Here is a 23640-nt window from a genome sequence, read left to right as displayed (position 1 = left end):
CGAATTCGTGGGCAACCTGTCGCAAGTCGGCTTGGCGCAGCGGCTCAACATGGCCGCGTCCACCATCCGGCGGCACGGCGAGCTTGTCATGGGATTCAGGACGGAAGGCGGCAACGTATGGCGCGAGACGTGGAAGCGCTCTCGGATGTCTAACGGTTGGCTTAGCTATGAGCGCGTGCGCGTCGAAGGGCACCCCAGCCAACGGACGCCGCGCCCGCACCAAGTTATCTTCAAGGCCGCGATGCTCCGGGGCAAGCCCAAGTTGATCTTCGTCGCCGTCCTTGACCAAACGGGCCGCGAGATGAGCGACGAAGAGTTGGCGTGGGTTGCCGACGGGGACCACGAAGCGCTAGAGTTGGGGACATGACCATCACCGACGCACAACGGACTTGGTATGGCAACTTGCTCATGCCCGAGGTCGGCCGCGACAACAGCGAAGCGGAGCGTCGCTTCGCTGCCTACCTAGCCGGAATGTCGTGGCACGAGTATCTGAAGAAGAGAGCTGACGGCTTGGTGGCTGCTAAGCCCAAGCGCGTGGCTGTGTTGCTGACATATAAACCGGAGAACACCCTATGACCTTGCGAGAGATCATTGACGGCTGGAAAGCGGAAGGCCGAATTTCTGCTGATGACCACCGTACGGCGGTCGCATGTCTCGACAATCCAGACATCACCAAAGCCGACTTTACCTCAATTGAAGCGCGCGTGATGCTCCGTCGCCTCGCCGACTTGGAGCGCGCCTTGCGCTTCTATGCGGACTCGAAGCGCTATAGCGGCCCCAACCAACGCATCAAGGGCGAGCCCGACGAATACCAGCCGAAGGACGCGCCGTACCTTTGGGACGTGACGCGCGACGGCGGCAAGATCGCTCGCGACGCGCTGGACGAAGTGAGCATTGACACGGTGGTGAGCCCCACCGGCCGGGCGCGACAATCTAAGTACGGCCATGCCTCTTGGACAGATTTGCGGCGCACCGCATTGGAGTGGGAAGCTGACGCGCTGAAGCACGGCAAGTGAGCCCTGTTTCCATAGACACCAAGCGATGGGAGCGCGAGCACGGCAAGAAGCCCTCCGGCCGCCGCTACTGGCGATTCCGGATCGTGTCAACCCGCATAACTGTGCGGGACTATGAGTTCGTAACGGGCGCCGCCGTGACATTCCCGGCGGCGTGCAAAATTGCTATAGAAAAGGCGCGGCTTCGCCGCTCCGATCAAGTCGTGTTGCTGCCGTGAGGTCCGGAATGTCACCGCTGGCGAAAGTCCCCCGGTGTGACCACTGCGAAGAGGAGTTCTCACCGGGACTGCTACAAATTCTCTCGCCCCCACTCGGCCACGGCGAGAGAATTTGCGGTCGGTGTATTGAGGTTATGCTCTGGCGGGAGGTTGGAAAACTCTCACTCCGAGAAAAACTGATGACCGAAGACGCACTTGTGGGAGAGAACCATGACTCAGTGGACGATTGAAATGATGGTGTACCGTCCACGCGGCCAGCATCGCGTTCTTAGCGCTGGAAAGCGGATCAGCGCGGACGGTGGTAAGACGTGGCTCGAAGAGGGGCAGGTACACGCCAGCTTTGGAGATTCGTTTTCGAGCGTGACGCGCGAAGTGGACGCTAAGGAGTACCATTCGCGCATCGCCAACCCGCGCGAGGTGACTATGGTCTTTCCACCCGGGCAGAGCGTCGGCCTGACACCGGATTAGCGGCCGCCTAAGGCGCGCTGTTGGTAGCTCATCGAACCGTCACCCAACGCGCGTTGCTGATAGCTCCGCCGTTCCGTCGGCACCCACTTCGAAGTCGTCACCGTCTCGCCAAAAGCGTTGCGCCCGGTGGTCATGCTGTAAACGCCAGCGGATGAAGTTGTGGTGGTCGTGGTGCTCCCCGAAGAATCGGTGCGGGATGTAGTGACCATCTCGCCCGCGTGAGCCGCTGAGCCGGTGAAAAGAAGAGCAATTGAAATCAGAATCGAAGTACGCATTTTGCATTCCTATTACTACGTCAGATTGTACAAATGTTATACACTCGCGCGCCTAACAGGTGTTAATCGGAATGCTTAAAACACGAAGATTTCGCCCGGACCGGCGTGTGGCATTCGGTCACGCCCGGAGCGCCACGACGTTCGATTCCCCTTCGACGTAGCGGCCCCATGCTTCCATTAGCTCGCGCCGCTTCTTCAGCGCGGTACCGCGCCGGTAGGCTTGCTCCACTTCGTCGCCCACCTTGTGCGCTAGAGCCATCTCCGCGATTTCGCGCGGGAAGTGCGTTTCGTCTCCCGCCCAATCGCGGAAGCTGGACCGGCACCCGTGCGTGGTCATCGCCGGGTAGACATCCTTGAGCGCGTGGAGCACGGCATTCATACCCAAGGGCTTCTTGTGGTCCTTCGACCATTGCCCGGCGAACACGTACGCGTCCGGCGCCAAGCCCTTCGGCATCACCGCGTGCAAGATCGCAATGGCACGAGCGCACAGCGGCACTTCGTGCTCCTTGCCCTCCGGGTGGTCTTCCGTCTTCATACGCTCCGCTGGGATGGTCCAAAGCTCCTTCTCGAAATTAATTTCGCGGGCGCGCATGAAGCGGGCTTCGCCGGTCCGCACGGCCGTTAGAATGATGAATTCGGCCGCCCGGTTCACGTGCGTGTCTGCTCCGTCGTGGTTGGCGTGGAGCTTCTTGACGATGCCCGGCACGTCCGCGTAGGGGGCCGCCTTGTGGTGCCGCTTCGAGCGCGGGCCCTTCGGCAGAAGGTCCTTCAGGTTGCCCCGCCACAGCGCCGGGTTGTCGCCGGAGCGGAGACCCTTCGCTTTCGCGGCCGACAAGACGCGCTCAATCCGGCTCCGCGTCTCTCGCGCCGTACGATTGATCTTCAGCCACATCGGGGAGAGGATCGCCAACACGTCGTTGGCCGCGATGTCCGAGAGCGCCATAGACCGGATGGGCTTGCACCGCTCCTCCAAGTCCCGCTTCCAATCGGCGAGCGTGCTCTTGCCTTTGAAGCCCGCCTTGATCGATTCCAAGTAGGCGTCCGCGAACTCGCCGAAGGTGGTTCCCGCGAACGCTTCGGCTTTCTTCTCCGTCGCCGGGTCCCGCCCCTCGCTGATAGCGTTGCGATACCCCTCAGCCTTCTTGCGGGCGTCTGCCAGCGTCACGCCGCCCTTCTTGGCGGCGGAGCCTAGGCCAAGCTCCCGACGCTTCCCGGTGCCCCGCTCCTTGTACATGAACAGCCACGATCGGGCGCCGCCGTCACCGATGACTAGGTACAGGCCGCCGCCGTCGCCGTGTTTCCCAGGCGTGGAGAGGGATTCCGCTTGCTTCACGGAGAGCTTGTTGAACTGTCTGCGGGCCATTTCCTTCCCCACCTTTTTCCCCACCTTTGGCGCCGGTTGAGGGCGTAGACGGGCCTCGCGCCGTGGTGTACGACGGAGTTAGTAGCGTGGAAATTCGTTAATTTCAACAAGAGCTTGGCGCCAGTTCGCGGACTTCGGCGGAGTGCTGCGGAAATGCACCGCAGCCGGGGTGATGCCAGTCGCGCCTTACTTTTTTCTGCGGCAAACCTGGATAGTCAGCTCGTCTCGATCGGGCGATTTGATCGCGTGGCTCGATCAGGTGACTTGATCAGGTGACTTGATCAGGTGACTTGATCAGGTGACTTGCCGGGCAACGTCGCCGACGTCGAATGGACGGTCATTTCCAAGCGACGTGGCAGTGAGGACCGTGGCTGTGAAGCAGGGCGGCCAAGCCTGAGAACGCACACACTCGCATGCAATCATCCGGCTAGCGCTGGGAAGCCAAGACGGCCGCCCCGCTATTCCTGCCAAGGTCAGGGAGAAGCAGGTTCTCTTCGGGTGGCGCTGGTGAATCCGCCGGCCATTGCGGGTAGACAAGCGCACTCCCTGTAGTTGCGCTTGTATTTACATACACGTCAAGACGTTAACGCGCGTTAAAGCGGACCATTCAAATCGCGCGCGACACAACCAACGATGCGCGGCAAGTTGCCGCATACGCGGAACAGGCGAATTACCGGCTCGCTGATCAAGCTGCGCCGGGCCGCGCTACACCTGCCAGCCACTCGCGCCCTTCCGAATAAAGCTTCTCGACCTCGGCGCCGGTCAGGCCGGGCATGTCGCGCTTGACCTTGTAGCCGATCAACTCCTGCATGTAGCCGAGGTGGCAGTAGCCTTCGGGAAGCGCAGCCAAACGCGCCGCGTCGAGCCGGAGGACCGCGGCGGGATCGACCGGATCGAGCCGGTCCTTTTCATAGATCGGCTGGCGGCGAACGATGCCCCATTTGCCCTGCCGCTTCTCCAGGAAGTCGTAGAAGCGCCCGGTGCAGACCACGTCGCAGACGACATCGTGGACCGGCGCCCGCTGCGAGATCGTCATCTTGGTCTGCGCGATGGCGCGCTCGCCGGCGAGATCGATGCTGGTGCCACCGAGGAAGTGCAGGATGCGCACGCCCTTGGCAAAGCCTTCGCGGCTCACCCGGATGAAGTCCGCAGCCGGCCCCTGAAACCAGGTCGCCGACATCCACCCCTCCGCGTGCCAGACGGTCGCAAAGCGCTCCCAGTCGCCGGCGTCGCGCCAGACCACCCAGTTCTCGAGAAGGTCGCGGATGGCGAGACGATCGAGCAGCGACTGATCGAGCATGGGCTAATTCTCCGGACAGACGCGGCCGCCTCGCGACCGTTTCCATCACCTATGGAGGACGAATTCCGCGGGCCGTCAAGCGCGCCGGCCGAACAACAAAAATCCGGCGCACCCCTTGTCGGCGCGCCGGATCGGTTCGTCATTACTTTCTATGTCTTACGCCGCGGGCGCCTTCGTCAGGCCGCCGGCGCTTTGGGCGTGCGGTTGCGCGAGTTGCGCTGGAAGAACAGCGCCTGGCTCGCCACCGCCGAGACCATCGCGGGCTGGAACGGCTTTGAGATCAGGAACGCCGGCTCCGGCCGCTCGCCGGTGAGGAAGCGCTCCGGGTAAGCGGTGATGAACACCACCGGCACCTCGAAGCTGCGCAAGAGTTCGTTGACCGCATCGAGGCCCGAGGAGCCGTCGGCAAGCTGGATGTCGGCGAGGATCAGGCCGGGCCGCTTGTTCTTGGCGAGCGCGACCGCATCCGCATGGGTGCGGGCGACGCCGACAACGTTGTGACCGAGATTCTTCACGAGGCTCTCGAGGTCCATGGCGATGAAGGTCTCGTCCTCGATGATCAGCACATCGGTCGCAATCTCGGCCGCCATCTCGCGGCCTGCAGCGTCCGCGAGCCTGCGCGTCTCGCCGACGTCGGTGCCGAGGATGAAGGCGACTTCCTCCTCCGAAAATCCCTCGAGCGACAGCAGCAGGAAAGCCTGGCGCGGCAGCGGCGTGATGTTCGACAGCCGCCGCTCCGGCGGCATCGGCAGCGTCGTCACCTCGGCATCATCGTTGAGCGAGACCGAATTCCAGATCTGGGTGAACAGCCGAAACAGGCCGGCGCGCGCTCCGTGGCTCTCGTCGAGCACCGCCGGATCCCCGAGCATGGCTTCCAACATGGCTGCGACATAGGCGTCGCCGGACGGCTGGCTGCCCGTCAGGGCACGCGCGTACCGGCGCAACAACGGCAAGTGTTCAGCAACAAGCTGTGAACGGGACATCCCCACTCCATTCGTCTTCGGGCCAGATATCGGCCAGGGGCGGCCCTGGTTCCCCTGCTGGCGTGACTACGCTTCAACCACAGAAAAGTTCCGGAACGGCTGGAACTTTTTGTGCAACTTCGCATTAGGCCTAACTAGGGAACGGCTCCCGGTTGAGAAAATTTCTCGATTTGACAGTGACTTAACTCGGGGAAACGTGGAACAGGTCATGAAAGATCTCAAATCTCAAGCCAGCAGAAACACGACCCCCGGCAAGGGAGGGCTGACACCGGAGATCCAATCCCGGATCGGCCATCAATTGCGCGCCATGTACGACGACGTCGTGCGGCAGGGGGTCCCCGAGCGGTTCGCCGAGCTTATCAAGAAGCTTGATGCGCCGGGAGGGACACCCCAAGATCAAACCAATGGGGGAACCAACGACAACAATGGGAGGGACTAATGCCTCTCACGGAATCCCTGCGCGACGACATCCTGGCGGCAGTCCCGAGCCTGCGCGCGTTCGCCATCTCACTGAGCGGCAATGCCGACCGTGCCGACGATCTGGTCCAGGAGACGTTGTTGCGCGCACTCGCCAACATCGACTCGTTCCAGCCCGGCTCGAACCTGCCGGCCTGGCTGTTCACCATCCTGCGCAACCTGTTCCGCTCCGACTATCGCAAGCGGCGGCGGGAGGTGGAGGATGCTGAAGGCAACTATGCCAAGACGCTGAAGACCCAGCCGTCGCAGAATGCGCATCTCGAGTTCGAAGAGTTTCGCGCGGCGCTCGACAAGCTACCGCAGGACCAGCGTGAAGCGCTGATCCTCGTCGGTGCGTCCGGCTTCTCCTATGAGGACGCGGCGTCGATCTGCGGCTGCGCGGTGGGCACGATCAAGAGCCGCGTCAACCGCGCGCGCTCGAAGCTCGCAGCACTGCTGTATGTCGACGGCGCCGAAGATTTCGGCCCCGACGAGACCGTGCGCGCCGTGATCGGCGGCAGCGGCGGCTGACGGACAGCTTCGGTCGGAATGATGAACGAGGGGAAGGCGGCCATTTCAATGGCCGCCTTCGCATGCGTGATTTAATGCGCGTGTGCTCTCCCTTCTCCCCTTGTGGGAGAAGGTAAGCGAAGATCGCGTCGGCTTCAGCGCGCGGGCCTTACCGGCGCCGAGAATTTTTCCGTGCGGTCGCGCTCGGTCATGTCGACGACGGTCTCCATCGGTGCGGTCAGCTCGTAGACGTAGGATGCATCGGTGAAGTAGCGCTTGGCGGTGCCGCCGAGCGCTTCGGGCGCGACGCGGTCGAGCAGGATGAGGCCGAAATCGGAATCGGCGCGCCGCGTCGCCTCGCTGGTGTTGAACTCCTCCCAGCGGAAATGGAAGACCGTGTCGGGCTCCTCGCCCGTCACCGTCCAGTTCGCGGTGATGTGCGGATGCTTGCCGACCAGCGACAGGCCCTCGTCGGAATGCGAGGCGAGCTCGAAGAACAGCAGCGACAGGCTCTGCGCGGCGCGCGCGCTGACCGCGATGTCGGGCCCGCTGATGGCGATGCGGTCAGCATGCGGAATGGCGCGCGCCTCGAACAGGCCCTTCAGCTTCACGCCCTGCCACTGGCTTTCGCTGAGCAGCGAAACGACGTTGGACATCGCGTGGATACGCCCGATCAACAATTCACGTGCGACGTCGATGTCGGAGCCGTGGCGCAGCGTTCGCGTCACGATCGACTGGATCACTGCCAGAATGTTCTTCACGCGATGATTCAGCTCGTCGATGACCGCCGTCAGCCGGCGCTCGAATCCGATCCGCACCTGGATTTCGCGGCTGAGCCTCAAGTTGTTGTAGGCGACATAGCCGAACAGGCCGCACACCATCGCCGTGATGGCGAAGCCGATCGCCGCGACGATGACAGCGGTCTGCTCGGCGCGCCGCGCCGAGTTGGTCTTGGCGAAGTAGCTGAGCTGCCAGTCGCGGCCGCCGAAGCTGACCGTGCGCGTCGAGGAGGGCTGTGGACCATCCTGCGAGATGGTCCGCGCGCTGACGACGCCCTGATCGTTGGCGATCAGCTCGCCGCCGGTCGCGCGCGGATCGCGCAATGCGACCGAGAACAGCGACATGTCGTCATTGGTCAGCATCAGCGAGGCGAGCTCGTAGGAAAACGTGATGAACCCGGCAGGCTCCGTCTCGCCTTCCGGAATGACCGGCGCGGCCACGATGATGCCGATGGGTCCGTTCGGACGGAGCAGCGGCACCGGATCGGAGGCGACCGACTTCCTCTCGGCCATGGCGCGCGCCAGCATCGCGCCGCGCACGCCGTCCTGATCGAAGCTGCGACCGGGCAGCACCTTGGTCTCCTCGCTGCGCGGCTCGAGATCCATCAGCACGTTGATCGGCTGGGTGATCTTCGTGGTGTCGAGCAGCGTGTCGTCGTAGTTGCGGATGTGCGGATTGGGAAAGCCGGCAGAGCTGAGCGCCGCCTGCGCCGCGCTCAGCTCCGTCGGCTTGAGACGGGCGATCCAGGAGGCGACCACGAAGTCGGTCTTGAAGGCATAAATGGCCGAGCGCAGCGGCTCCAGCATGTTCGGCTTGATCACGGCGGGCGTGCGGAACAGACCGGAGGCGACGCGCGCCAGAAGCTCGCGCTCGGTCAGGCGGTCCTGCACCAGGCTCGCATGAACGTCGATCGCGCGAGCCAGCGCGATGCGATCGATCGCCAGCTCCTGATCGTGGACGCGATAGGCCGCGAGCCCGGAGAGCAGTATCCCGAGCAGCGCGATAAAACCGATGATAAATCCCAGCCGAACCACTCGTTTACTCAGAAGGTGAGAGGCTGGCGAATAACACGGAGCATCTGAACGCCGCTCGAACGGCCAGTTGCCGAAAGAGAGTGAAACCCCACGGAAGGCGATAATGAAGGAGGAGCCATCGTGACGCAACTTGGGTTGACCGGAATGCTTAATCCGCCAGCCGAGGCATCAGCGCTCCGGGCACCCGAAGTAAGTTAATCATCGTGGCGAACATTGGTTCCGCAGGGACATATTTTGCCGCAGATATTAACGGGCAGACACTAACAGTCGTGTCAGACTTGGCTAATGTCGCCAGGCACCGGACCTGCCCTTCGACCCGTCCTCGTCAGCCCGCCCCTTTCAACCCGCCCTTTTTAACCCGCCTTTGGCCTCGATGAAGCCTATGATGCGGTCGAGTCCCTCGCTCTTCTTCAGGTTGGTCATGACGAAGGGGCGCTCGCCCCGCATCCGCTTCGCATCAAGCTGCATCTTCTCCAGCGAGGCGCCGACATGCGGTGCGAGGTCGATCTTGTTGATAACCAGGAGGTCGGAGCGTGTGATGCCCGGTCCGCCCTTCGACGGGATCTTGTCGCCCGCCGCGACGTCGATGACATAGATGGTGATGTCGGCGAGCTCCGGGGAAAAAGTAGCAGCGAGATTGTCGCCGCCGGACTCGATCAGCACCAGATCGAGTCCTGGAAACTTTGCGCGCATATCGGCAATCGCCGCCAGATTCATCGAGGCATCCTCGCGGATCGCGGTATGCGGGCAGCCGCCGGTCTCGACGCCGGCGATGCGGTCCGGCGTCAGCGAGCCCGAGCGCACCAGGTATTCCGCGTCCCACTTGGTGTAGATGTCGTTGGTGATCGCCGCGATGTCATAGCGCTCGCGCATGGACTTGCAGAGCAGATCCATCAGCGCGGTCTTGCCCGATCCGACGGGACCGCCGACACCGACACGCAGGGGGCCGTGAGACGTAGCCATTGAGTCTTTCCTATTGTCGTCCTGGCGAAAGCCAGGACCCATTACCACCGAACTCTGTTGCCGCGGCAAACTGGGGCCACAGCCGCGCATAACCACGAGCATTTGTGGTTATGGGTCCTGGCTTTCGCCAGGACGACGGCGGAGTGCGCTGCCCCATCCTCACGATCTAAACAGCCGCGTATATTGTGTCTCGTGCCGCAGGCTTGCGAGATCGGCGCGGAACGTCGCGCTGCCAAGATCGTCAAGGGTCGCGCTCAACGCGCGGGCGGCGGTTGCGGCCACGGCGCCCTCCAGGGCGGCGAGCACACGCTGGCTGTCGGTCTGGCCGAGCGGGATCAGCCGGCTCGCCGCCGAAATCCAGTTCGAGACCAGCGCGTGCAGGAAGGCATGCAGCGTCGGCTCCAGCCGGACGCCATGGGCGCTAGCGACCACGCCGACCGCGACGGGATAGACCAGCGGCCCCGCGCAGGCCGCGACCGTCGCATCCAGCCCGTCCGCATTCCAGGCCGCGCGCGCGATGTCGATGAAGGCGCGGCCCTGCGACGTGGTCTCGAGCTGTCGCTCGCGCGAGGGCACGAAGGCGGCCGCAAGCTCCGCGGTGTCACGCAAGCGAGCCTCATCGCCCGCCTCCGCCGCGCGAAACGCCTGCACCAGGAGAATCGCATCGCAAAAGCCTGCGCCATCTCCGAGCATCGCGTCGAGCCAGTTCGCGAGCGTCGCCGTGTCGATGATGTCGCCCGCCTCCACCGCCCATTCGATGCCGCTGGAGTAGGAGAAACCGCCGACGGGAAACGCCGGCGACAACCACGTCATCAGCCGGTAGAGCGCCGCCGCCTCGCGTTCGGTCAGGTGGCCGGCACCAGCCGGCTCATTTGTGGTCGTGAGCATGGCCGTGGCCGTGGTGATGGTCGGGATGGTCGCAATGCTCGTCGTGGTGATGATGGTGACCGTGGTCATGGTGGTCATGCGCAGCATGATCATGGTGGTCATGGTCATGACCGTGATGATCATGGTGATGGTGGCCATGATCATGGCGGTGATGCCCGTGATCATGATGCGCATGGTCATCATGCGCATGGTCATGATGCGCATGATCGTCAGCATGCGCATGAGCGGCATCAGCATAGGCACCACCTTCGGGATCGAAGGGAGCCTCGATCTCGATCACCCGCGCACCCAGCCCCTTCACCATGGCCTCGATCACATGATCCTTTCGGATACGCAGGCTCTTGGCCATGATCTGCGTCGGCAGGTGCCGGTTGCCGAGATGCCAGGCGACGCGGACGAGATGGAGCGGATCGCGGCCGCGGATCTCGAGCAGCGGCTCGGGAGCCGCGACCACCTCGACCAGCCGGCCGTCCTCCAACACCAGCGCATCGCCGCCGCGCAGCGCGACCGCGTTTTCAAGGTCGAGCAGGAATTCGAGCCCGCGCGTGCCGGTCATCGCCATGCGGCGGCGATGCCGATCGTCGAAGTCGAGCACGACCGTATCCGCCGCTGCTTCCGTGAAGCGGTGCTGTCCCCTGACCTGCGTCGCCCGGATCATGCGCTCTATCCTGTTACCTGGTCTCGACCTTTTCCGGCGTGATCACATCGACCTTCGGCGGCGCCGCAAAACACTTCACCGCAACGCGGCCGAACGTCTTCACGTGCTCCATGGCACGATGCGGTACCAGCGCTTCGGCATTTTCCCACTGCTCGACGAACACCATCTTGGTGTGATCGGTGACGCTCTCGTGCAGATCATAGGCGATATTGCCGGGTTCCTTGCGCGTCTCCTTGATGCAGGCGGTGGCCGCTGCAATGAACTCGGCGCGCGTTTCGGGCTTGATGGTCAAGGTGGCAACGACGTAGATCACGAAAAATCCTCCCGGCTTTTCTTTAAGGCTTCAAGATACCGGGCGCGACATTAGACCAAGCGCGACGAGACGCAAAACCGGAAAATCCGCCTTCGGACAGGCGCCGAGGGCGCAACGTTCGACGGTAATTTCAGTACATGAAATACCGCTGCGCCATCGGCAGCACCTCGGCCGGCGCGCAGGTCAGAAGCTCGCCGTCGGCGCGCACCTCGTAGGTCTCCGGATCGACCTCGATGTCAGGCGTGGCGTCGTTGTGGATCATGCTCTTCTTGGAGATCTTGCCGCGGGTGTTCTGGACCGCATAGAGCTTCTTGTCGATGCCGAGCTTTCGCGCGAGGCCGCCGGTGACCGCGGCCTTCGAGGTGAAGACGACGGAGGATGCCGTGCGCGCCTTGCCGAAGGCGCCGAACATCGGCTGATAATGCACCGGCTGCGGCGTCGGGATCGAGGCATTGGGATCGCCCATGGGAGCGGCGACGATCGTGCCGCCCTTGACGATGCAGTCCGGCTTGACGCCGAAGAACGCCGGCGACCACAGCACGAGATCGGCGAGCTTGCCCTTTTCGACCGAGCCGATCAGCTTTGACACGCCATGGGCGATCGCGGGGTTGATCGTGTACTTGGCGATGTAGCGCTTGACGCGGAAGTTGTCGTTATCCTTGCCCTTGTCCTGTGGCAGTGACCCGCGCTGCTTCTTCATCTTGTCGGCGGTCTGCCAGGTGCGGATGATGACCTCGCCGAGCCGGCCCATGGCCTGCGAGTCCGAGGACATCATCGAGAGCGCGCCGAGGTCGTGCAGGATGTCTTCAGCCGCGATCGTCTCCTTGCGGATCCGGCTCTCGGCAAACGCGAGGTCTTCCGCGATCGAGGGATCGAGATGGTGGCACACCATCAGCATGTCCAGATGCTCGTCGATGGTGTTGCGCGTGAAGGGACGCGTCGGGTTGGTCGAGGACGGCAGCACGTTCTTCAGGCCCGCGACCTTGATGATGTCAGGCGCGTGACCGCCACCGGCACCTTCGGTGTGGAAGGCGTGGATGGTGCGGCCCTTGAAGGCCTTGATCGTATCTTCGACGAAGCCCGACTCGTTCAGCGTGTCGGAATGCAGCATGACCTGGACGTCGTAGTCGTCGGCAACCGACAGGCAGTTGTCGATCGCCGCCGGCGTCGTGCCCCAATCCTCGTGCAGCTTCAGCGCACAGGCGCCGCCCTTGATCATCTCGACCAGCGCGGCGGGCCGCGAGGCATTACCTTTGCCGGAGATTCCGAGATTGACCGGAAATGCGTCGAACGACTGGATCATCCGCGCGATGTGCCACGGCCCCGGCGTGCAGGTGGTGGCGAACGTGCCGTGCGACGGGCCGGTGCCGCCGCCCAGCATCGAGGTGACGCCCGACATCAGCGCGTGCTCGATCTGCTGCGGGCAAATGAAATGGATGTGGCTGTCGAAGCCGCCGGCCGTGAGGATTTTTCCTTCGCCCGCGATCACGTCGGTGCCGGGGCCGATGATGATGGTAACGCCGGGCTGGATATCCGGGTTACCCGCCTTGCCGATCGCGGAGATCATGCCGTCCTTGATCGCGACGTCGGCCTTGACGATGCCCCAGTGGTCGACGATCAGCGCGTTGGTGATGACCGTGTCGGCGGCGCCCTGCTTGTTGGTCACCTGCGACTGCCCCATGCCGTCGCGGATCACCTTGCCGCCACCGAACTTCACCTCCTCGCCATAGGTGGTGAAATCCTTCTCGACCTCGATGATGAGGTCGGTGTCGGCCAGCCGCACCTTGTCGCCGGTGGTCGGGCCGAACATGTCGGCATAGACGGAACGTTTCATCTTGACGGACATCACAAGCCCCGTTTGCGTTTGAATGTTTGGCCGGTCACAGCGAGGCCCTCGCTGCTTTCACGGCATCATCGAATTTCGTATCGAGCCATGGATTGCCGCCGCGGCAGCCGGCGACCACTCGCTCGGCCCAGCCCGTGTAATCGACGAGATCGTCGCGTTCCTCGGGGTTCGGCTCGGCATGAATGCGCGCGCCGATATTGCTGATCTTGTCGGCGATCTTGATCAGCTTTGCGTCGGCGGATTTTTTGGGCGCATCGATCACCTGGCGGCGCCGCCGCTCGGCCTTCGGCAGGCGCATGTCGTCCGTGCACTCGACGACGAGAGAGGCAACGCGGTCGGAAAATTTCGCAGCCAGCTCCTCGCGCGTGGTGTCGGTATCCTCGATGGTGTCGTGCAGCCAGCCGGCGGCGACGAGCTCGGCATCCGCACCACCGGTCGCGGTGGCAAGCAGGTTCGCGACCTCGGCGAGGTGATTGACGTAGGGTTCGCTGCCACGTCCCTTGCGCGCCATCCCGTTGTGGCGACGGGCAGCGAGCTCGGCGGCTTCGGAGATGAGGCGAACGGGTGACAGCATGCCTCACACCTCCTCGCCATTGGACGCATCGCTCTCTCCGTTCCCTCCCCCCTTGCGGGGGAGGGGCAGGGAGGGGAGTGCACCTTGCTCCGCAGCCTGCAGAATCGTGAGAGCCACGCCCTCCAGATTTTTCATCACGTCGTCATTGGTGAAGCGCAGCACGCGATAGCCGCGCGAGGCGAACCATTGGTCGCGCGCCTCGTCCTTGCGAAGCCGCTCTTCGAATTCATGGCTCTCGCCGTCGACCTCGACGATGAGCTTGCAGGAATGCGCGACGAAGTCGGCGATGTAATTGCCCATTGGCGCCTGCCGGCGGAGGCCGAGGCGAGCCAGCCGATGCGCTTTGAGATGACGCCACAACAGCGTCTCCGCGCGCGTCATCGCACTCCGCAACTGCCTGGCGCGAGTTCTTTGTAACGGAGAGACCTCGTCGTGTGGCATACCCCCCTCCCCGACCCTCCCCCGCAAGGGGGGAGGGAGCCAGACAGATGTGCTCACCTCACTGGATATTGCGGCATCCCAATGCGAGTCCGGACTCTCGGCTAGCAATCCGTCTTCGATCCATTCAGCTCCGCTCTCTCCGTTCCCTCCCCCCTTGCGGGGGAGGGTTAGGGAGGGGGGTGCACCTTGCTCCGTTGGACGACGTATCGTGAGGACAGCGCTCTGAGTGACGTCGACCGCGCCCCGGTTTGCACGATCTCGTCGCACGTCGTCGTGCCGAGCCTGGGGCTTACCCCCCTCCCCGGCCCTCCCCCGCAAGGGGGGAGGGAGCGAGACAGTCGTGCTCACCTCACTATTGATCACGGCCCGCATCTCGTCTTAGCGCGCGCTCACAGCTTCCCCATGACGTCGCCGCGGAAGCCGTAGATGGTTTTCTTGCCGGCGAGGGCGACGAGCTGGATGTCGCGGGTCTGGCCGGGCTCGAAGCGGACGGCAGTGCCGGCGGCGATGTCGAGGCGCATGCCGCGGGCTTTCTTGCGATCGAACTTCAAGGCTGGATTGGTTTCGAAGAAATGGTAGTGCGAGCCAACCTGGATCGGACGGTCGCCAGTGTTGGCCACCGTCAGCGTCACGGTCTTGCGGCCGACATTGAGCTCGATCTCGCCGTCCTGGATGAAGAGTTCGCCGGGGATCATGCTCTGCTCCTACCTGATCGGCTCGTGGACGGTGACGAGCTTGGTGCCGTCCGGGAACGTCGCCTCGACCTGGATGTCGTGGATCATCTCGGGAATGCCCGGCATCACCTGCTCGCGGGTCAGCACTTGCGCGCCGGCCTGCATCAACTCCGCCACGGTGCGGCCGTCTCGCGCGCCTTCCAGAATGAAATCGGAGATGATCGCGACCGCCTCCGGGTGATTGAGCTTGACGCCGCGATCGAGCCTGCGCCGCGCGACGATGGCCGCCATCGAAATCAGAAGCTTGTCCTTTTCGCGGGGAGACAGGTTCATGCGAAATCTCTTCCGTTCACGTCATCAATTCAGCCACAGCCGCGGCAGCGCGGCGCCGGTGCGCGCCAGCACCGCCATCATGTCGGCGCGCAAGCGCGCCGCATCTTGGGCACAGAACCGCGCCATTGCAAAGCCATTCCAGGCGGATATCCCGACCTCGCCGGCGAAAGATTCCGAGGCTTCCCTGATGCGCTCGACCAGGGCCTCATCGCCCGGGACGATCAGTGCGGTGCCGATCGCTGCGCCGCCTTTGGCGACGGCAGGACGCGCCAGCTTGGCGCCGATATCGCCGTCGAGCCTGACGGTCTCGGCGAACACCAGCCGGCCGCCGCGGGAGAGGCGCCAGCGGTCGACGAATTCACCCTGCTCCATGCGCTCACCCATCGCGGTGCGTCCGAACACCACGATCTCGCAGAGCAGGAGCGAGGCCGCATCATCGAGCGCGATGTCGAAGCGGCGATGGACACGGGCGCGATCGAACAGGATCGTCTCCTGAGGCAGCCAGCCGAGATGCGCGCCCGCGGCAACCTTCAGGGCAATATTGAGCTCTGCCGCCGCACCGGGCGCGCGATAGACCTTCTCGGCTGCCGCCGTGGTCAGCGTCAGACGCGAGGCCTGGCCCGCCGCGATTTCGATATCAAAGCGGTCTCCGCCGGCAACCCCGCCGGCGGTGTTGACGAACACGCCGGAGAGCCCCTCACCTTCCGGCGAGGGAAAGCGCACGCGCAAGGAGCCAGACTCGTGCAGCGTCCCGCGCCGCGTCACGCCGTCGCGCGAATGCACGTCGAAGCGCACCGCGCCGCGGGCGCGGTTGGCCTCGAACACCATGGATGTGGCTGATAGCTCGCTGCGCATCCGCCTCCCCAGCCGGTCGCGGCAGAATGAAAGGCTTACAGCGCCATCTGGCGGCTGATTTCGCCCGGGTCAAGGTTGGTGCGATCGCAGGTGTATTTCACCGCGCCGCGATCCATCACTGCAAAACTGTCGCCGAGTTCGCACGCAAAGTCGAGATATTGTTCGACCAGCACGATGGCGATGTTGCCGAGATTGCGCAGGTAGGAGATCGCGCGGCCGATGTCCTTGATGATCGAGGGCTGGATACCCTCGGTCGGCTCGTCGAGCAGCAGCAACTTTGGCCGCATCACCAGCGCGCGGCCGATCGCGAGCTGCTGCTGCTGACCGCCGGAGAGGTCGCCGCCACGCCGGCCGAGCATGGATTGCAGCACCGGAAACAGTGAGAACACATCATCAGGGATGAAGCGCTCGTCGCGCTTGAGCGGGCCGAAGCCGGTCTTGAGGTTTTCCTCGACGGTCAGCAGCGGAAAGATCTCGCGGCCCTGCGGCACGAAACCGATGCCCTTGCGCGCCCGCTCATAGGGCTTGAGTGCGGTGATGTCGCTGCCGTCGAACACGATCGCACCCGAGGAGATCGGATACTGCCCGACCATCGCGCGCAGCAGCGAGGTCTTGCCGACGCCATTGCGCCCCAGCACGCAAGTGACCTTGCCGGGCTCGGCCGCGATCGAGACGCCGCGCAGTGCCTGCGCCGCGCCGTAGAAGAGGTTGATGTCCTTGACCTCGAGCATGGCTCAGCGTCCCAGATATACTTCGATGACCCGCTCGTTCGACGAGACCTGGTCGATGGAGCCTTCGGCAAGCACCGAGCCTTCGTGAAGGCAGGTGACCTTTACGCCCAATTCACGGACGAAGGTCATGTCGTGCTCGACCACCATCACGGTATGGTTCTTGTTGATCTCCTTGAGCAGTTCGGCCGTGAGGTGCGTCTCGACGTCGGTCATGCCGGCGACGGGCTCGTCGACCAGCAGCAGCTTTGGATCCTGTGCCAGCAGCATGCCGATCTCCAGCCACTGCTTCTGGCCGTGGCTGAGGCTGCCGGCAAGGCGGCTCCGCGCATCGGTCAGGCGGATGGTCTCCAGCACCTTGTCGATGCGCTCGGATTCCGCCTTGCTGCCGCTCCAGAACAGCGTGCCACGGACCGAGTGGTCGACGTTGAGCGCGAGCAGCAGATTGTCCTCGACCGTCTGGCTCTCGAACACGGTCGGCTTCTGGAATTTGCGGCCAATGCCGAGCTCGGCGATACGGGTCTCGTCGAGGCGTGTGAGATCGGTGACGCCGTCGAACAGCACGGTGCCTTCATCCGGCTTGGTCTTGCCGGTGATGATGTCCATCATCGTGGTCTTGCCGGCGCCGTTCGGGCCGATGATAGCGCGCATCTCGCCGGGCGCGAGCGTCAGCGACAAATTGTTGATGGCGTGGAAGCCGTCGAACGAGACGTGCACGCCGTCGAGATAGAGCATCGCGGAGGTCGCGCGGGTATCCATGACGTTCATTTCCGCCTACTCCGCCATGTCAGGTTCGCTGACGCCGTCTTCGGCCGCAGCGCTCTCGGTGGTTTCAGCCGGGCGTTTTGCCTTGAACGGCTCCCACCAGGAATTGAAGGTGCCGACGATGCCCTTGGGCAGCAGCAGCGTCACCAGGATGAACAGCGCCCCCAACATGAACAGCCAGTACGGTGCGAGCACGCCGGAGGTGAAGAACGTCTTGGCGTAGTTGACGACGACGGCGCCGAGCGCTGCGCCGACCAGCGTGCCGCGACCGCCGACCGCGACCCAGATGACCGCCTCGATCGAGTTGCCCGGCGCGAATTCGCTTGGATTGATGATGCCGACCTGCGGCACGTAGAGCGCGCCGGCGACGCCGGCCATGCAGGCCGACACCGTGAACACGAACAGCTTGTAGGACTCGACGCGGTAGCCGAGGAAGCGCGTGCGCGATTCCGCGTCGCGGATTGCGATCAGCACCTTGCCGAGCTTGGAGGTGACGATGGCCCGGCAGATCAGGAAGCCGGCGATCAGGGCGAGACAGCTCAGCGCGAACAGCGTGGCGCGCGTGCCCTCCGCCTGCACGTTGAAGCCAAGGATGTCCTTGAAGTCGGTCAGGCCGTTGTTGCCGCCGAAGCCGAAATCGTTGCGGAAGAAGCCGAGCAAGAGCGCATAGGTCATCGCCTGCGTGATGATCGACAGGTACACGCCGGTGACGCGCGAGCGGAAGGCGAGCCAGCCGAAGCAGAAGGCGAGCAGGCCCGGCACGAACAGCACCATCAGCGCGGCGAACCAGAACATGTCGAAGCCGTACCAGTACCAGGGCAGCTTCTGCCAGTTCAGGAACACCATGAAGTCGGGCAGGATCGGATTGCCGTAGACGCCGCGGGTGCCGATCTGCCGCATCAGGTACATGCCCATGGCGTAGCCGCCGAGCGCGAAGAACGCGCCGTGGCCGAGCGAGAGGATGCCGCAATAGCCCCAGATCAGGTCGATCGACAGCGCCAGGATCGCGTAGCAGACATATTTGCCCCAGAGCGCGACCAGATAGGTTGGCACCTGGAAGAACGAGCCTGCGGGCAGCAGCAGGTTGGAGAGCGGAATGAGGATGCCGCAGGCGGCGACGATGGCCAAAAACATCGTCGCGCCGCGGTCCAGCGATCGCGTGAGCATGTGAGGGGTCATGCTTCCACCGCACGGCCCTTGAGCGCGAACAGGCCGCGCGGGCGCTTTTGAATGAACAGGATGATCAGGACCAGGATCGCGATCTTGCCGAGCACGGCGCCGGCGACCGGCTCCAGGAACTTGTTGGCGATGCCGAGCGTGAAGGCGCCGACCAGCGTGCCCCAGAGATTGCCGACCCCGCCGAACACCACGACCATGAAGCTGTCGATGATGTAGCTCTGGCCGAGATTGGGGCTGACGTTGTCGATCTGCGACAGCGCGACGCCGGCGATGCCGGCAATGCCGGAGCCGAGGCCGAAGGTCAGTGCGTCAACACGTGAGGTGGCAATGCCCATCGAGGCCGCCATGCGGCGGTTCTGCGTCACGGCGCGCATTTCGAGGCCGAGTGCAGTGTAGCGCAGCATCGCGAGCAGGATCGCGAACACCGCGAGCGTGAAGCAGAGGATCCAGAGCCGGTTGTACGTGATGGTGATCTGTCCGAGCTCGAACGCGCCACTCATCCAGGAGGGGTTGCCGACCTCGCGGTTGGTCGGACCGAACGCGGTGCGCACCGCCTGCTGGAGCACCAGGGACAGGCCCCAGGTCGCAAGCAGCGTCTCGAGCGGGCGACCGTAGAGGAAGCGGATGATGCTGCGCTCGATCAAGACGCCGATCGCACCTGAGACCAGGAAGGCGAGCGGCACCGCGATAATCAGCGAATAGTCGAACAGAGCGGGATAGCGGGTGCGGATCACCTCCTGCACCACGAAGGTGGTGTAGGCGCCCAGCATCACCATCTCGCCATGGGCCATGTTGATGACGCCCATCACGCCGAAGGTGATGGCAAGCCCGATCGCGGCGAGCAGCAGCACCGAGCCGAGCGACAGGCCGTACCAGGCGTTCTGCACCGTGGACCAGACCGCGAGCGAGCTCTGGATCGAGCCGATCGCGCTCGCGGCCGCCTTGGTCACTGAAGCCGGTTGGTCGCTGCCGGTATCGGAGAGAAGCGCCAGCGCGTCCTGGTCGCCGCGCGCCTTGAGGGTGGCGACCGCCTCGAGCTTCTCGACTTCAGTGGCGTCGGATTTGAACAGCAGGATCGCCGCGCGGGCTTCGCCGAGCGCGGTCCTGGCGGACTTGTTGGTTTCCTTGGCGAGCGCGGCGTCGACGGCCTCGAGCGCCGTCTCTTCATGCGACTTGAAGACGGATTGCGCGGCCTGGATGCGCGTCGAAAGATCCGGCGACTGAAGCGTCAGGCTGCCGAGCGCGGCATCGACGCTGCGGCGCAGACGATTGTTGAGGCGGACAGCGCTGGCGCCGTCGGGAACGCTCGCGACCGGCTGACCGGTCGTGGCATCGATCGACTTGCCGTCCGTGCCGGTGACGTAAACCTTCTTACTGTCCGGATCGGCCATCAGGCGGCCGTCCTGCAACGCGTTGATGATCGGAAACGCGAGCGGATTGCCGCTGCTCGCAACCGCGCCGATCGCTTCTTCGGTGTCGGAAAAATCGTCGTTGGCGAATTTGGCGACCGCGTCCTCAAACGGACCGGCCAAGGCCGGCAGCGCGAACGCGATCAGGAGAAACGAAAGCGCAAGCGTGCAGAGACGGGCTGGCAATTTTGCGAGCACTGTGAATTACCCCGGCAGAAATGGGTGGAGAGGGCGGCGGGATCGCCGCCCTCTCCGTGTCGTCGTATCACGTCAGACCGCGATCAGGAGCCCGAACCGAGGCACTTGTTGGTCTTGACGTTGTAGTTGCCGCACTTCTTCTCGACCCAGTCGCCGATCAGGTCCTTGGAGCCGTCGAGCTCCTTCGACCAGGCGTCGCCCGGAACGAGGCTCGGGGTCTTCCAGACCACGTCGAACTGGCCGTTGCCCTTGATCTCGCCGATGAACACCGGCTTGGTGATGTGGTGGTTCGGCAGCATCTTCGAGGTGCCACCGGTCAGGTTCGGCGCCTCGATGCCGGGAAGCGCAGCGATCACCTTGTCCGGATCGGTCGACTTCACCTTCTCGACCGCCTTCACCCACATATTGAAGCCGATCACGTGGGCTTCCATCGGGTCGTTGGTGGTGCGCTTCGGGTTCTTGGTGTAGGCCTGCCACTCCTTGATGAACTTCTCGTTCGCCGGAGTCTTGATCGACTGGAAGTAGTTCCAGGCGGCAAGATGGCCGACCAGCGGCTTGGTGTCGATGCCGGCGAGTTCTTCCTCACCCACCGAGAACGCGACCACCGGGATGTCCTTGGCCTTGATGCCCTGGTTGCCGAGCTCCTTGTAGAAGGGAACGTTGGCGTCGCCGTTGATGGTCGAGACCACCGCGGTCTTCTTGCCGGCCGAGCCGAACTTCTTGATGTCGGCCACGATCGTCTGCCAGTCGGAGTGACCGAACGGCGTGTAGTTGATCATGATGTCTTCCTGGGCGACACCCTTCGACTTCAGGTAGGCCTCCAGGATCTTGTTGGTGGTGCGCGGATAGACGTAGTCGGTGCCCGCGAGCACCCAGCGCTTCACCTTCTCTTCCTTCATCAGGTAGTCGACGGCGGGGATCGCCTGCTGGTTCGGCGCAGCGCCCGTGTAGAACACGTTACGCTCGGACTCTTCGCCTTCGTACTGCACGGGGTAGAACAGGATGCTGTTCAGTTCCTTGAAGACCGGGAGCACCGACTTGCGCGACACCGAGGTCCAGCAGCCGAACACGACCGCGACCTTGTCCTTGGTGATGAGCTCGCGCGCCTTCTCGGCGAACAGCGGCCAGTTCGAGGCGGGATCGACCACGACGGCCTCGAGCTTCTTGCCGTTGACGCCGCCCTTCTTGTTCTGCTCGTCGATCAGGAAGAGGATGGTGTCCTTCAGCGTGGTCTCGCTGATGGCCATGGTGCCAGAGAGAGAGTGCAGCACACCGACCTTAATGGTGTCGTCTGCGGCCTTTGCGCCGGTAAAGGAAGCCAGACCCAGCATCAGTCCGGCGGTCGCGGCGAGCAAGCCGCGGCGGCTAAACGACGCCGCTATATCGTGAGTGGATTTAGTAAGCATGAGGTATCATCTCCCTGACGCAGACGTGAAAACGCTGCGAACGGCCCCACGGCCGCCAGCGATTAACGGAATCGCAAGAACCATGCCATGGGCCTGGAGAGCGCTAAGCCGCTGCTCCGTAACAGGAATTTCGCCGGAACCAAGGAGTTGGCACGCTTGGTCGGCCCAAATATTGGGCATAAAAAATGTATGCTTATGCGGCATACAGTCTATTTTTTGATCAAAATTCGCCCGCTGTCTAAATTTCCGGCATAACTATTCGTGCACCGCAACGCCAGGCTGCGGCCGCGCCGCCTTGAAAGCGCCCCCGGGATGCTTCATATGAAGCCCCGAGACCTCCGAATCATCCGAATGATCAGGGGTCGTAGCGAGCCGCGTGTTCTTAAGCCCGTTTGGGCCTCTGGCTTGCCCCTCTCATCAAGCAATCCGACACCCCAAACACGCAGGTGTCTTCTCGACACCCTTGCGCGCGCCACGCGGAAACAGCGTGGGCGCTCGCCTTTGACATTGGAAAGAACCCCTCTTTTGACTTCCTTTCAGGACTTCGGCCTGGCCGATCCCATTTCGCGTGCCCTCAAAGAAGAAAACTACGTCACGCCGACCCCCATTCAGGCTCAAACCATCCCCCTGGCATTGACCGGACGGGACGTCGTCGGCATTGCCCAGACCGGCACCGGCAAGACCGCGTCCTTCGCGCTGCCGATCCTGCACCGTCTGCTGGACAACCGCGTCAAGCCGCAGCCCAAGACCTGCCGCGTGCTCGTGCTGTCGCCCACCCGCGAGCTGTCCGGCCAGATCCTCGACAGCTTCAACGCCTATGGCCGCCACATCCGCCTGTCCTCGGCGCTCGCCATCGGCGGCGTGCCGATGGGCCGCCAGGTCCGCGCGCTGATGCCTGGTATCGAGGTGCTGGTTGCCACCCCCGGCCGCCTGCTCGACCTCGTGCAGAGCAACGGGCTGAAGCTTTCGAGCGTCGAGTTCCTCGTGCTCGATGAAGCCGACCGCATGCTCGACATGGGCTTCATCAACGACATCCGCAAAATCGTCGCCAAGCTGCCGATCAAGCGCCAGACGCTGTTCTTCTCGGCCACCATGCCGAAGGACATCGCCGAGCTTGCCGACTCGATGCTGCGCGACCCGGCGCGCGTCGCCGTCACCCCGGTGTCCTCGACGGCGGAACGCATCCGCCAGCGCATCATCCAGGTGGATTTCTCCGCCAAGCCCGCCTTCCTGACCAAGCTGCTGAAGGACGAGCCGATCGACCGGGCGCTGGTTTTCACTCGCACCAAGCACGGCGCCGACAAGGTGGTGAAGACGCTGGCCAAGGCCGGCATCGCCTCCAACGCCATTCACGGCAACAAGTCGCAGAACCATCGCGAGCGCACGCTGGCCCAGTTCCGCTCGGGCGAGATCCGCACGCTGGTGGCGACCGACATCGCCGCCCGCGGCATCGATGTCGATGGCATCAGCCACGTCATCAATTTCGACCTGCCGAACGTGCCGGAGACCTATGTCCACCGGATCGGCCGCACCGCGCGGGCCGGCGCCGACGGCACCGCGATCTCGCTGGTCGCAGGCGGCGAGGAACTCAGCTATCTCCGCGATATCGAGCGCCTGATCCGCGTCGCGCTCCCGCGCGAGGATCATCGCACCGACGCCGGCCGCGAGGCGGCGCATGCGCCGTCTGCTCTCGCCAAGCAGCATCGTCCGGGCCGCCCCGGCCCGCGCCCGCAGGGCGCGCGGCATGGCGATGGCCGGCATGGTGACGGACGGCATGGTGACGGACGGCATGTGGATGGCAGGCCCGGCGACGGCCACAAGGCCTCAAAGGGGTCTCGCCGCCGCCGTTCCGGTGGTAAGATGAATTCGTCACCAAATGATCGGTCGGAACAGCGTCCCGCGCATGGCGCCGGCCAGTCTGATGGGATACAAGGCGTTGCGTTTTTACGCCGCGAGAGTCGTCCGAACGGTCGGCCCAACCACAAACCCTATTCGCGCTAGCCGTCCCGC

Annotated in this window: 27 protein-coding genes; 7 read left to right on the top strand and 20 right to left on the bottom strand. The window is 63.8% G+C overall.

Features of this window, described 5'->3' with window-relative positions:
• Positions 1-7 precede the first annotated feature (7 nt).
• The 4 genes from YUU_RS0106740 to YUU_RS0106720 all read left to right on the top strand — a co-directional run bounded on the left by YUU_RS0106740 (position 8) and on the right by YUU_RS0106720 (position 1699).
• Positions 8-367, top strand: coding sequence for a hypothetical protein (locus YUU_RS0106740; RefSeq protein ID WP_156944135.1), 360 nt, complete (start codon positions 8-10; stop codon positions 365-367).
• On the top strand, positions 364-576 hold the full coding sequence (locus YUU_RS0106735; RefSeq protein WP_027521718.1) for a hypothetical protein: 213 nt from the start codon (positions 364-366) through the stop codon (positions 574-576). The genes YUU_RS0106740 and YUU_RS0106735 overlap by 4 nt, the downstream gene beginning before the upstream one ends.
• The gene (locus tag YUU_RS0106730; RefSeq protein WP_027521717.1) at positions 573-1016 is read left to right on the top strand and encodes a hypothetical protein; all 444 of its coding nucleotides are present in this window, start codon (positions 573-575) and stop codon (positions 1014-1016) included. The genes YUU_RS0106735 and YUU_RS0106730 overlap by 4 nt, the downstream gene beginning before the upstream one ends.
• A gap of 425 nt (positions 1017-1441) precedes the next feature.
• Entirely contained in the window at positions 1442-1699 is a 258-nt protein-coding gene (locus YUU_RS0106720; protein WP_156944134.1) for a hypothetical protein, read from the top strand.
• Here the strand turns inward: YUU_RS0106720 and YUU_RS0106715 are convergent.
• The 4 genes from YUU_RS0106715 to YUU_RS0106700 form a co-directional block, all read right to left on the bottom strand.
• The gene (locus YUU_RS0106715; RefSeq protein ID WP_027521714.1) at positions 1696-1974 is read right to left on the bottom strand and encodes a hypothetical protein; all 279 of its coding nucleotides are present in this window, start codon (positions 1972-1974) and stop codon (positions 1696-1698) included. The genes YUU_RS0106720 and YUU_RS0106715 overlap by 4 nt on opposite strands.
• Positions 1975-2092: 118 nt before the next feature.
• Complete coding sequence (locus YUU_RS50095) at positions 2093-3337, bottom strand: site-specific integrase (RefSeq protein ID WP_035661428.1); 1245 nt, start codon at positions 3335-3337, stop codon at positions 2093-2095.
• Between the two features lie 685 nt (positions 3338-4022).
• Positions 4023-4637, bottom strand: a complete 615-nt coding sequence (locus YUU_RS0106705) for a nuclear transport factor 2 family protein (RefSeq protein ID WP_027521713.1) — start codon at positions 4635-4637, stop codon at positions 4023-4025.
• Positions 4638-4813: 176 nt separating this feature from the next.
• Positions 4814-5620, bottom strand: coding sequence for a response regulator (locus YUU_RS0106700; RefSeq protein ID WP_027521712.1), 807 nt, complete (start codon positions 5618-5620; stop codon positions 4814-4816).
• A 208-nt stretch (positions 5621-5828) separates the two neighbouring features.
• Here YUU_RS0106700 and YUU_RS0106695 point away from each other — a divergent pair, with 208 nt between their 5' ends.
• Complete coding sequence (locus YUU_RS0106695; RefSeq protein ID WP_027521711.1) at positions 5829-6059, top strand: NepR family anti-sigma factor; 231 nt, start codon at positions 5829-5831, stop codon at positions 6057-6059.
• Positions 6059-6607, top strand: coding sequence for a sigma-70 family RNA polymerase sigma factor (locus YUU_RS0106690; RefSeq protein WP_027521710.1), 549 nt, complete (start codon positions 6059-6061; stop codon positions 6605-6607). Before YUU_RS0106695 ends, YUU_RS0106690 begins: the two co-directional genes overlap by 1 nt.
• 134 nt (positions 6608-6741) lie before the next feature.
• Here YUU_RS0106690 and YUU_RS0106685 read toward each other — a convergent pair whose 3' ends face one another.
• The 16 genes from YUU_RS0106685 to urtA form a co-directional block, all read right to left on the bottom strand.
• The gene (locus YUU_RS0106685) at positions 6742-8400 is read right to left on the bottom strand and encodes an HWE histidine kinase domain-containing protein (protein ID WP_027521709.1); all 1659 of its coding nucleotides are present in this window, start codon (positions 8398-8400) and stop codon (positions 6742-6744) included.
• Between the two features lie 339 nt (positions 8401-8739).
• Positions 8740-9363, bottom strand: coding sequence for an urease accessory protein UreG (gene ureG / locus YUU_RS0106680; protein WP_027521708.1), 624 nt, complete (start codon positions 9361-9363; stop codon positions 8740-8742).
• A 159-nt stretch (positions 9364-9522) separates the two neighbouring features.
• Positions 9523-10251, bottom strand: a complete 729-nt coding sequence (locus YUU_RS0106675; protein ID WP_027521707.1) for an urease accessory protein UreF — start codon at positions 10249-10251, stop codon at positions 9523-9525.
• Positions 10232-10909, bottom strand: coding sequence for an urease accessory protein UreE (gene ureE / locus YUU_RS56095; RefSeq protein WP_084801331.1), 678 nt, complete (start codon positions 10907-10909; stop codon positions 10232-10234). Before ureE ends, YUU_RS0106675 begins: the two co-directional genes overlap by 20 nt.
• Before the next feature lie 13 nt (positions 10910-10922).
• Positions 10923-11222, bottom strand: coding sequence for a putative quinol monooxygenase (locus YUU_RS0106665; RefSeq protein ID WP_027521705.1), 300 nt, complete (start codon positions 11220-11222; stop codon positions 10923-10925).
• Positions 11223-11352: 130 nt separating this feature from the next.
• Positions 11353-13068, bottom strand: a complete 1716-nt coding sequence (gene ureC, locus YUU_RS0106660) for an urease subunit alpha (RefSeq protein WP_027521704.1) — start codon at positions 13066-13068, stop codon at positions 11353-11355.
• 34 nt (positions 13069-13102) lie between these two features.
• Positions 13103-13642, bottom strand: a complete 540-nt coding sequence (locus YUU_RS0106655; protein ID WP_027521703.1) for an HD domain-containing protein — start codon at positions 13640-13642, stop codon at positions 13103-13105.
• A 3-nt stretch (positions 13643-13645) separates the two neighbouring features.
• Positions 13646-14083, bottom strand: coding sequence for an endonuclease domain-containing protein (locus YUU_RS50090; protein WP_035661425.1), 438 nt, complete (start codon positions 14081-14083; stop codon positions 13646-13648).
• 389 nt (positions 14084-14472) lie between these two features.
• Complete coding sequence (locus YUU_RS0106645; protein ID WP_027521702.1) at positions 14473-14778, bottom strand: urease subunit beta; 306 nt, start codon at positions 14776-14778, stop codon at positions 14473-14475.
• A gap of 9 nt (positions 14779-14787) precedes the next feature.
• Positions 14788-15090: an urease subunit gamma gene (locus YUU_RS0106640; RefSeq protein ID WP_027521701.1), complete on the bottom strand. Its 303-nt coding sequence runs from the start codon at positions 15088-15090 to the stop codon at positions 14788-14790.
• Positions 15091-15114: 24 nt separating this feature from the next.
• Entirely contained in the window at positions 15115-15945 is an 831-nt protein-coding gene (locus YUU_RS0106635; RefSeq protein WP_027521700.1) for an urease accessory protein UreD, read from the bottom strand.
• A gap of 35 nt (positions 15946-15980) precedes the next feature.
• Complete coding sequence (urtE, locus tag YUU_RS0106630) at positions 15981-16676, bottom strand: urea ABC transporter ATP-binding subunit UrtE (RefSeq protein WP_027521699.1); 696 nt, start codon at positions 16674-16676, stop codon at positions 15981-15983.
• Between the two features lie 3 nt (positions 16677-16679).
• Complete coding sequence (gene urtD, locus YUU_RS0106625) at positions 16680-17441, bottom strand: urea ABC transporter ATP-binding protein UrtD (protein WP_027521698.1); 762 nt, start codon at positions 17439-17441, stop codon at positions 16680-16682.
• Positions 17442-17447: 6 nt separating this feature from the next.
• Positions 17448-18617: an urea ABC transporter permease subunit UrtC gene (urtC, locus tag YUU_RS0106620; protein ID WP_027521697.1), complete on the bottom strand. Its 1170-nt coding sequence runs from the start codon at positions 18615-18617 to the stop codon at positions 17448-17450.
• Positions 18614-20224, bottom strand: a complete 1611-nt coding sequence (gene urtB, locus YUU_RS0106615; protein WP_027521696.1) for an urea ABC transporter permease subunit UrtB — start codon at positions 20222-20224, stop codon at positions 18614-18616. Before urtB ends, urtC begins: the two co-directional genes overlap by 4 nt.
• Positions 20225-20307: 83 nt before the next feature.
• Positions 20308-21630: an urea ABC transporter substrate-binding protein gene (gene urtA, locus YUU_RS0106610; protein ID WP_027521695.1), complete on the bottom strand. Its 1323-nt coding sequence runs from the start codon at positions 21628-21630 to the stop codon at positions 20308-20310.
• A gap of 525 nt (positions 21631-22155) precedes the next feature.
• Here urtA and YUU_RS0106605 point away from each other — a divergent pair.
• The gene (locus tag YUU_RS0106605) at positions 22156-23631 is read left to right on the top strand and encodes a DEAD/DEAH box helicase (RefSeq protein ID WP_051389625.1); all 1476 of its coding nucleotides are present in this window, start codon (positions 22156-22158) and stop codon (positions 23629-23631) included.
• The last annotated feature ends 9 nt before the right edge of the window (positions 23632-23640 follow it).

The organism is Bradyrhizobium sp. Ec3.3 (genome assembly GCF_000472925.1).
Taxonomy (GTDB): Bacteria; Pseudomonadota; Alphaproteobacteria; order Rhizobiales; family Xanthobacteraceae; genus Bradyrhizobium.
This window is presented reverse-complemented; position numbering and strand designations above follow the sequence as displayed.

What these genes read in the sequence shown, in the direction of transcription:
- YUU_RS0106715 (WP_027521714.1), bottom strand. Translation starts at nt 1,974, where the DNA reads ATGCGTACTTCGATTCTGATTTCAATTGCTCTTCTTTTCACCGGCTCA.
- urtE (WP_027521699.1), bottom strand. Translation starts at nt 16,676, where the DNA reads ATGCTCGAGGTCAAGGACATCAACCTCTTCTACGGCGCGGCGCAGGCA.
- ureE (WP_084801331.1), bottom strand. Translation starts at nt 10,909, where the DNA reads ATGATCCGGGCGACGCAGGTCAGGGGACAGCACCGCTTCACGGAAGCA.
- YUU_RS0106720 (WP_156944134.1), top strand. Translation starts at nt 1,442, where the DNA reads ATGACTCAGTGGACGATTGAAATGATGGTGTACCGTCCACGCGGCCAG.
- YUU_RS50095 (WP_035661428.1), bottom strand. Translation starts at nt 3,337, where the DNA reads ATGGCCCGCAGACAGTTCAACAAGCTCTCCGTGAAGCAAGCGGAATCC.
- YUU_RS0106735 (WP_027521718.1), top strand. Translation starts at nt 364, where the DNA reads ATGACCATCACCGACGCACAACGGACTTGGTATGGCAACTTGCTCATG.
- YUU_RS0106635 (WP_027521700.1), bottom strand. Translation starts at nt 15,945, where the DNA reads ATGCGCAGCGAGCTATCAGCCACATCCATGGTGTTCGAGGCCAACCGC.
- YUU_RS0106705 (WP_027521713.1), bottom strand. Translation starts at nt 4,637, where the DNA reads ATGCTCGATCAGTCGCTGCTCGATCGTCTCGCCATCCGCGACCTTCTC.
- YUU_RS50090 (WP_035661425.1), bottom strand. Translation starts at nt 14,083, where the DNA reads ATGCCACACGACGAGGTCTCTCCGTTACAAAGAACTCGCGCCAGGCAG.
- YUU_RS0106645 (WP_027521702.1), bottom strand. Translation starts at nt 14,778, where the DNA reads ATGATCCCCGGCGAACTCTTCATCCAGGACGGCGAGATCGAGCTCAAT.
- YUU_RS0106700 (WP_027521712.1), bottom strand. Translation starts at nt 5,620, where the DNA reads ATGTCCCGTTCACAGCTTGTTGCTGAACACTTGCCGTTGTTGCGCCGG.
- urtD (WP_027521698.1), bottom strand. Translation starts at nt 17,441, where the DNA reads ATGAACGTCATGGATACCCGCGCGACCTCCGCGATGCTCTATCTCGAC.
- YUU_RS0106730 (WP_027521717.1), top strand. Translation starts at nt 573, where the DNA reads ATGACCTTGCGAGAGATCATTGACGGCTGGAAAGCGGAAGGCCGAATT.
- YUU_RS0106695 (WP_027521711.1), top strand. Translation starts at nt 5,829, where the DNA reads ATGAAAGATCTCAAATCTCAAGCCAGCAGAAACACGACCCCCGGCAAG.
- urtA (WP_027521695.1), bottom strand. Translation starts at nt 21,630, where the DNA reads ATGCTTACTAAATCCACTCACGATATAGCGGCGTCGTTTAGCCGCCGC.
- ureC (WP_027521704.1), bottom strand. Translation starts at nt 13,068, where the DNA reads ATGTCCGTCAAGATGAAACGTTCCGTCTATGCCGACATGTTCGGCCCG.
- YUU_RS0106675 (WP_027521707.1), bottom strand. Translation starts at nt 10,251, where the DNA reads ATGCTCACGACCACAAATGAGCCGGCTGGTGCCGGCCACCTGACCGAA.
- urtC (WP_027521697.1), bottom strand. Translation starts at nt 18,617, where the DNA reads ATGACCCCTCACATGCTCACGCGATCGCTGGACCGCGGCGCGACGATG.
- ureG (WP_027521708.1), bottom strand. Translation starts at nt 9,363, where the DNA reads ATGGCTACGTCTCACGGCCCCCTGCGTGTCGGTGTCGGCGGTCCCGTC.
- YUU_RS0106640 (WP_027521701.1), bottom strand. Translation starts at nt 15,090, where the DNA reads ATGAACCTGTCTCCCCGCGAAAAGGACAAGCTTCTGATTTCGATGGCG.
- YUU_RS0106655 (WP_027521703.1), bottom strand. Translation starts at nt 13,642, where the DNA reads ATGCTGTCACCCGTTCGCCTCATCTCCGAAGCCGCCGAGCTCGCTGCC.
- YUU_RS0106690 (WP_027521710.1), top strand. Translation starts at nt 6,059, where the DNA reads ATGCCTCTCACGGAATCCCTGCGCGACGACATCCTGGCGGCAGTCCCG.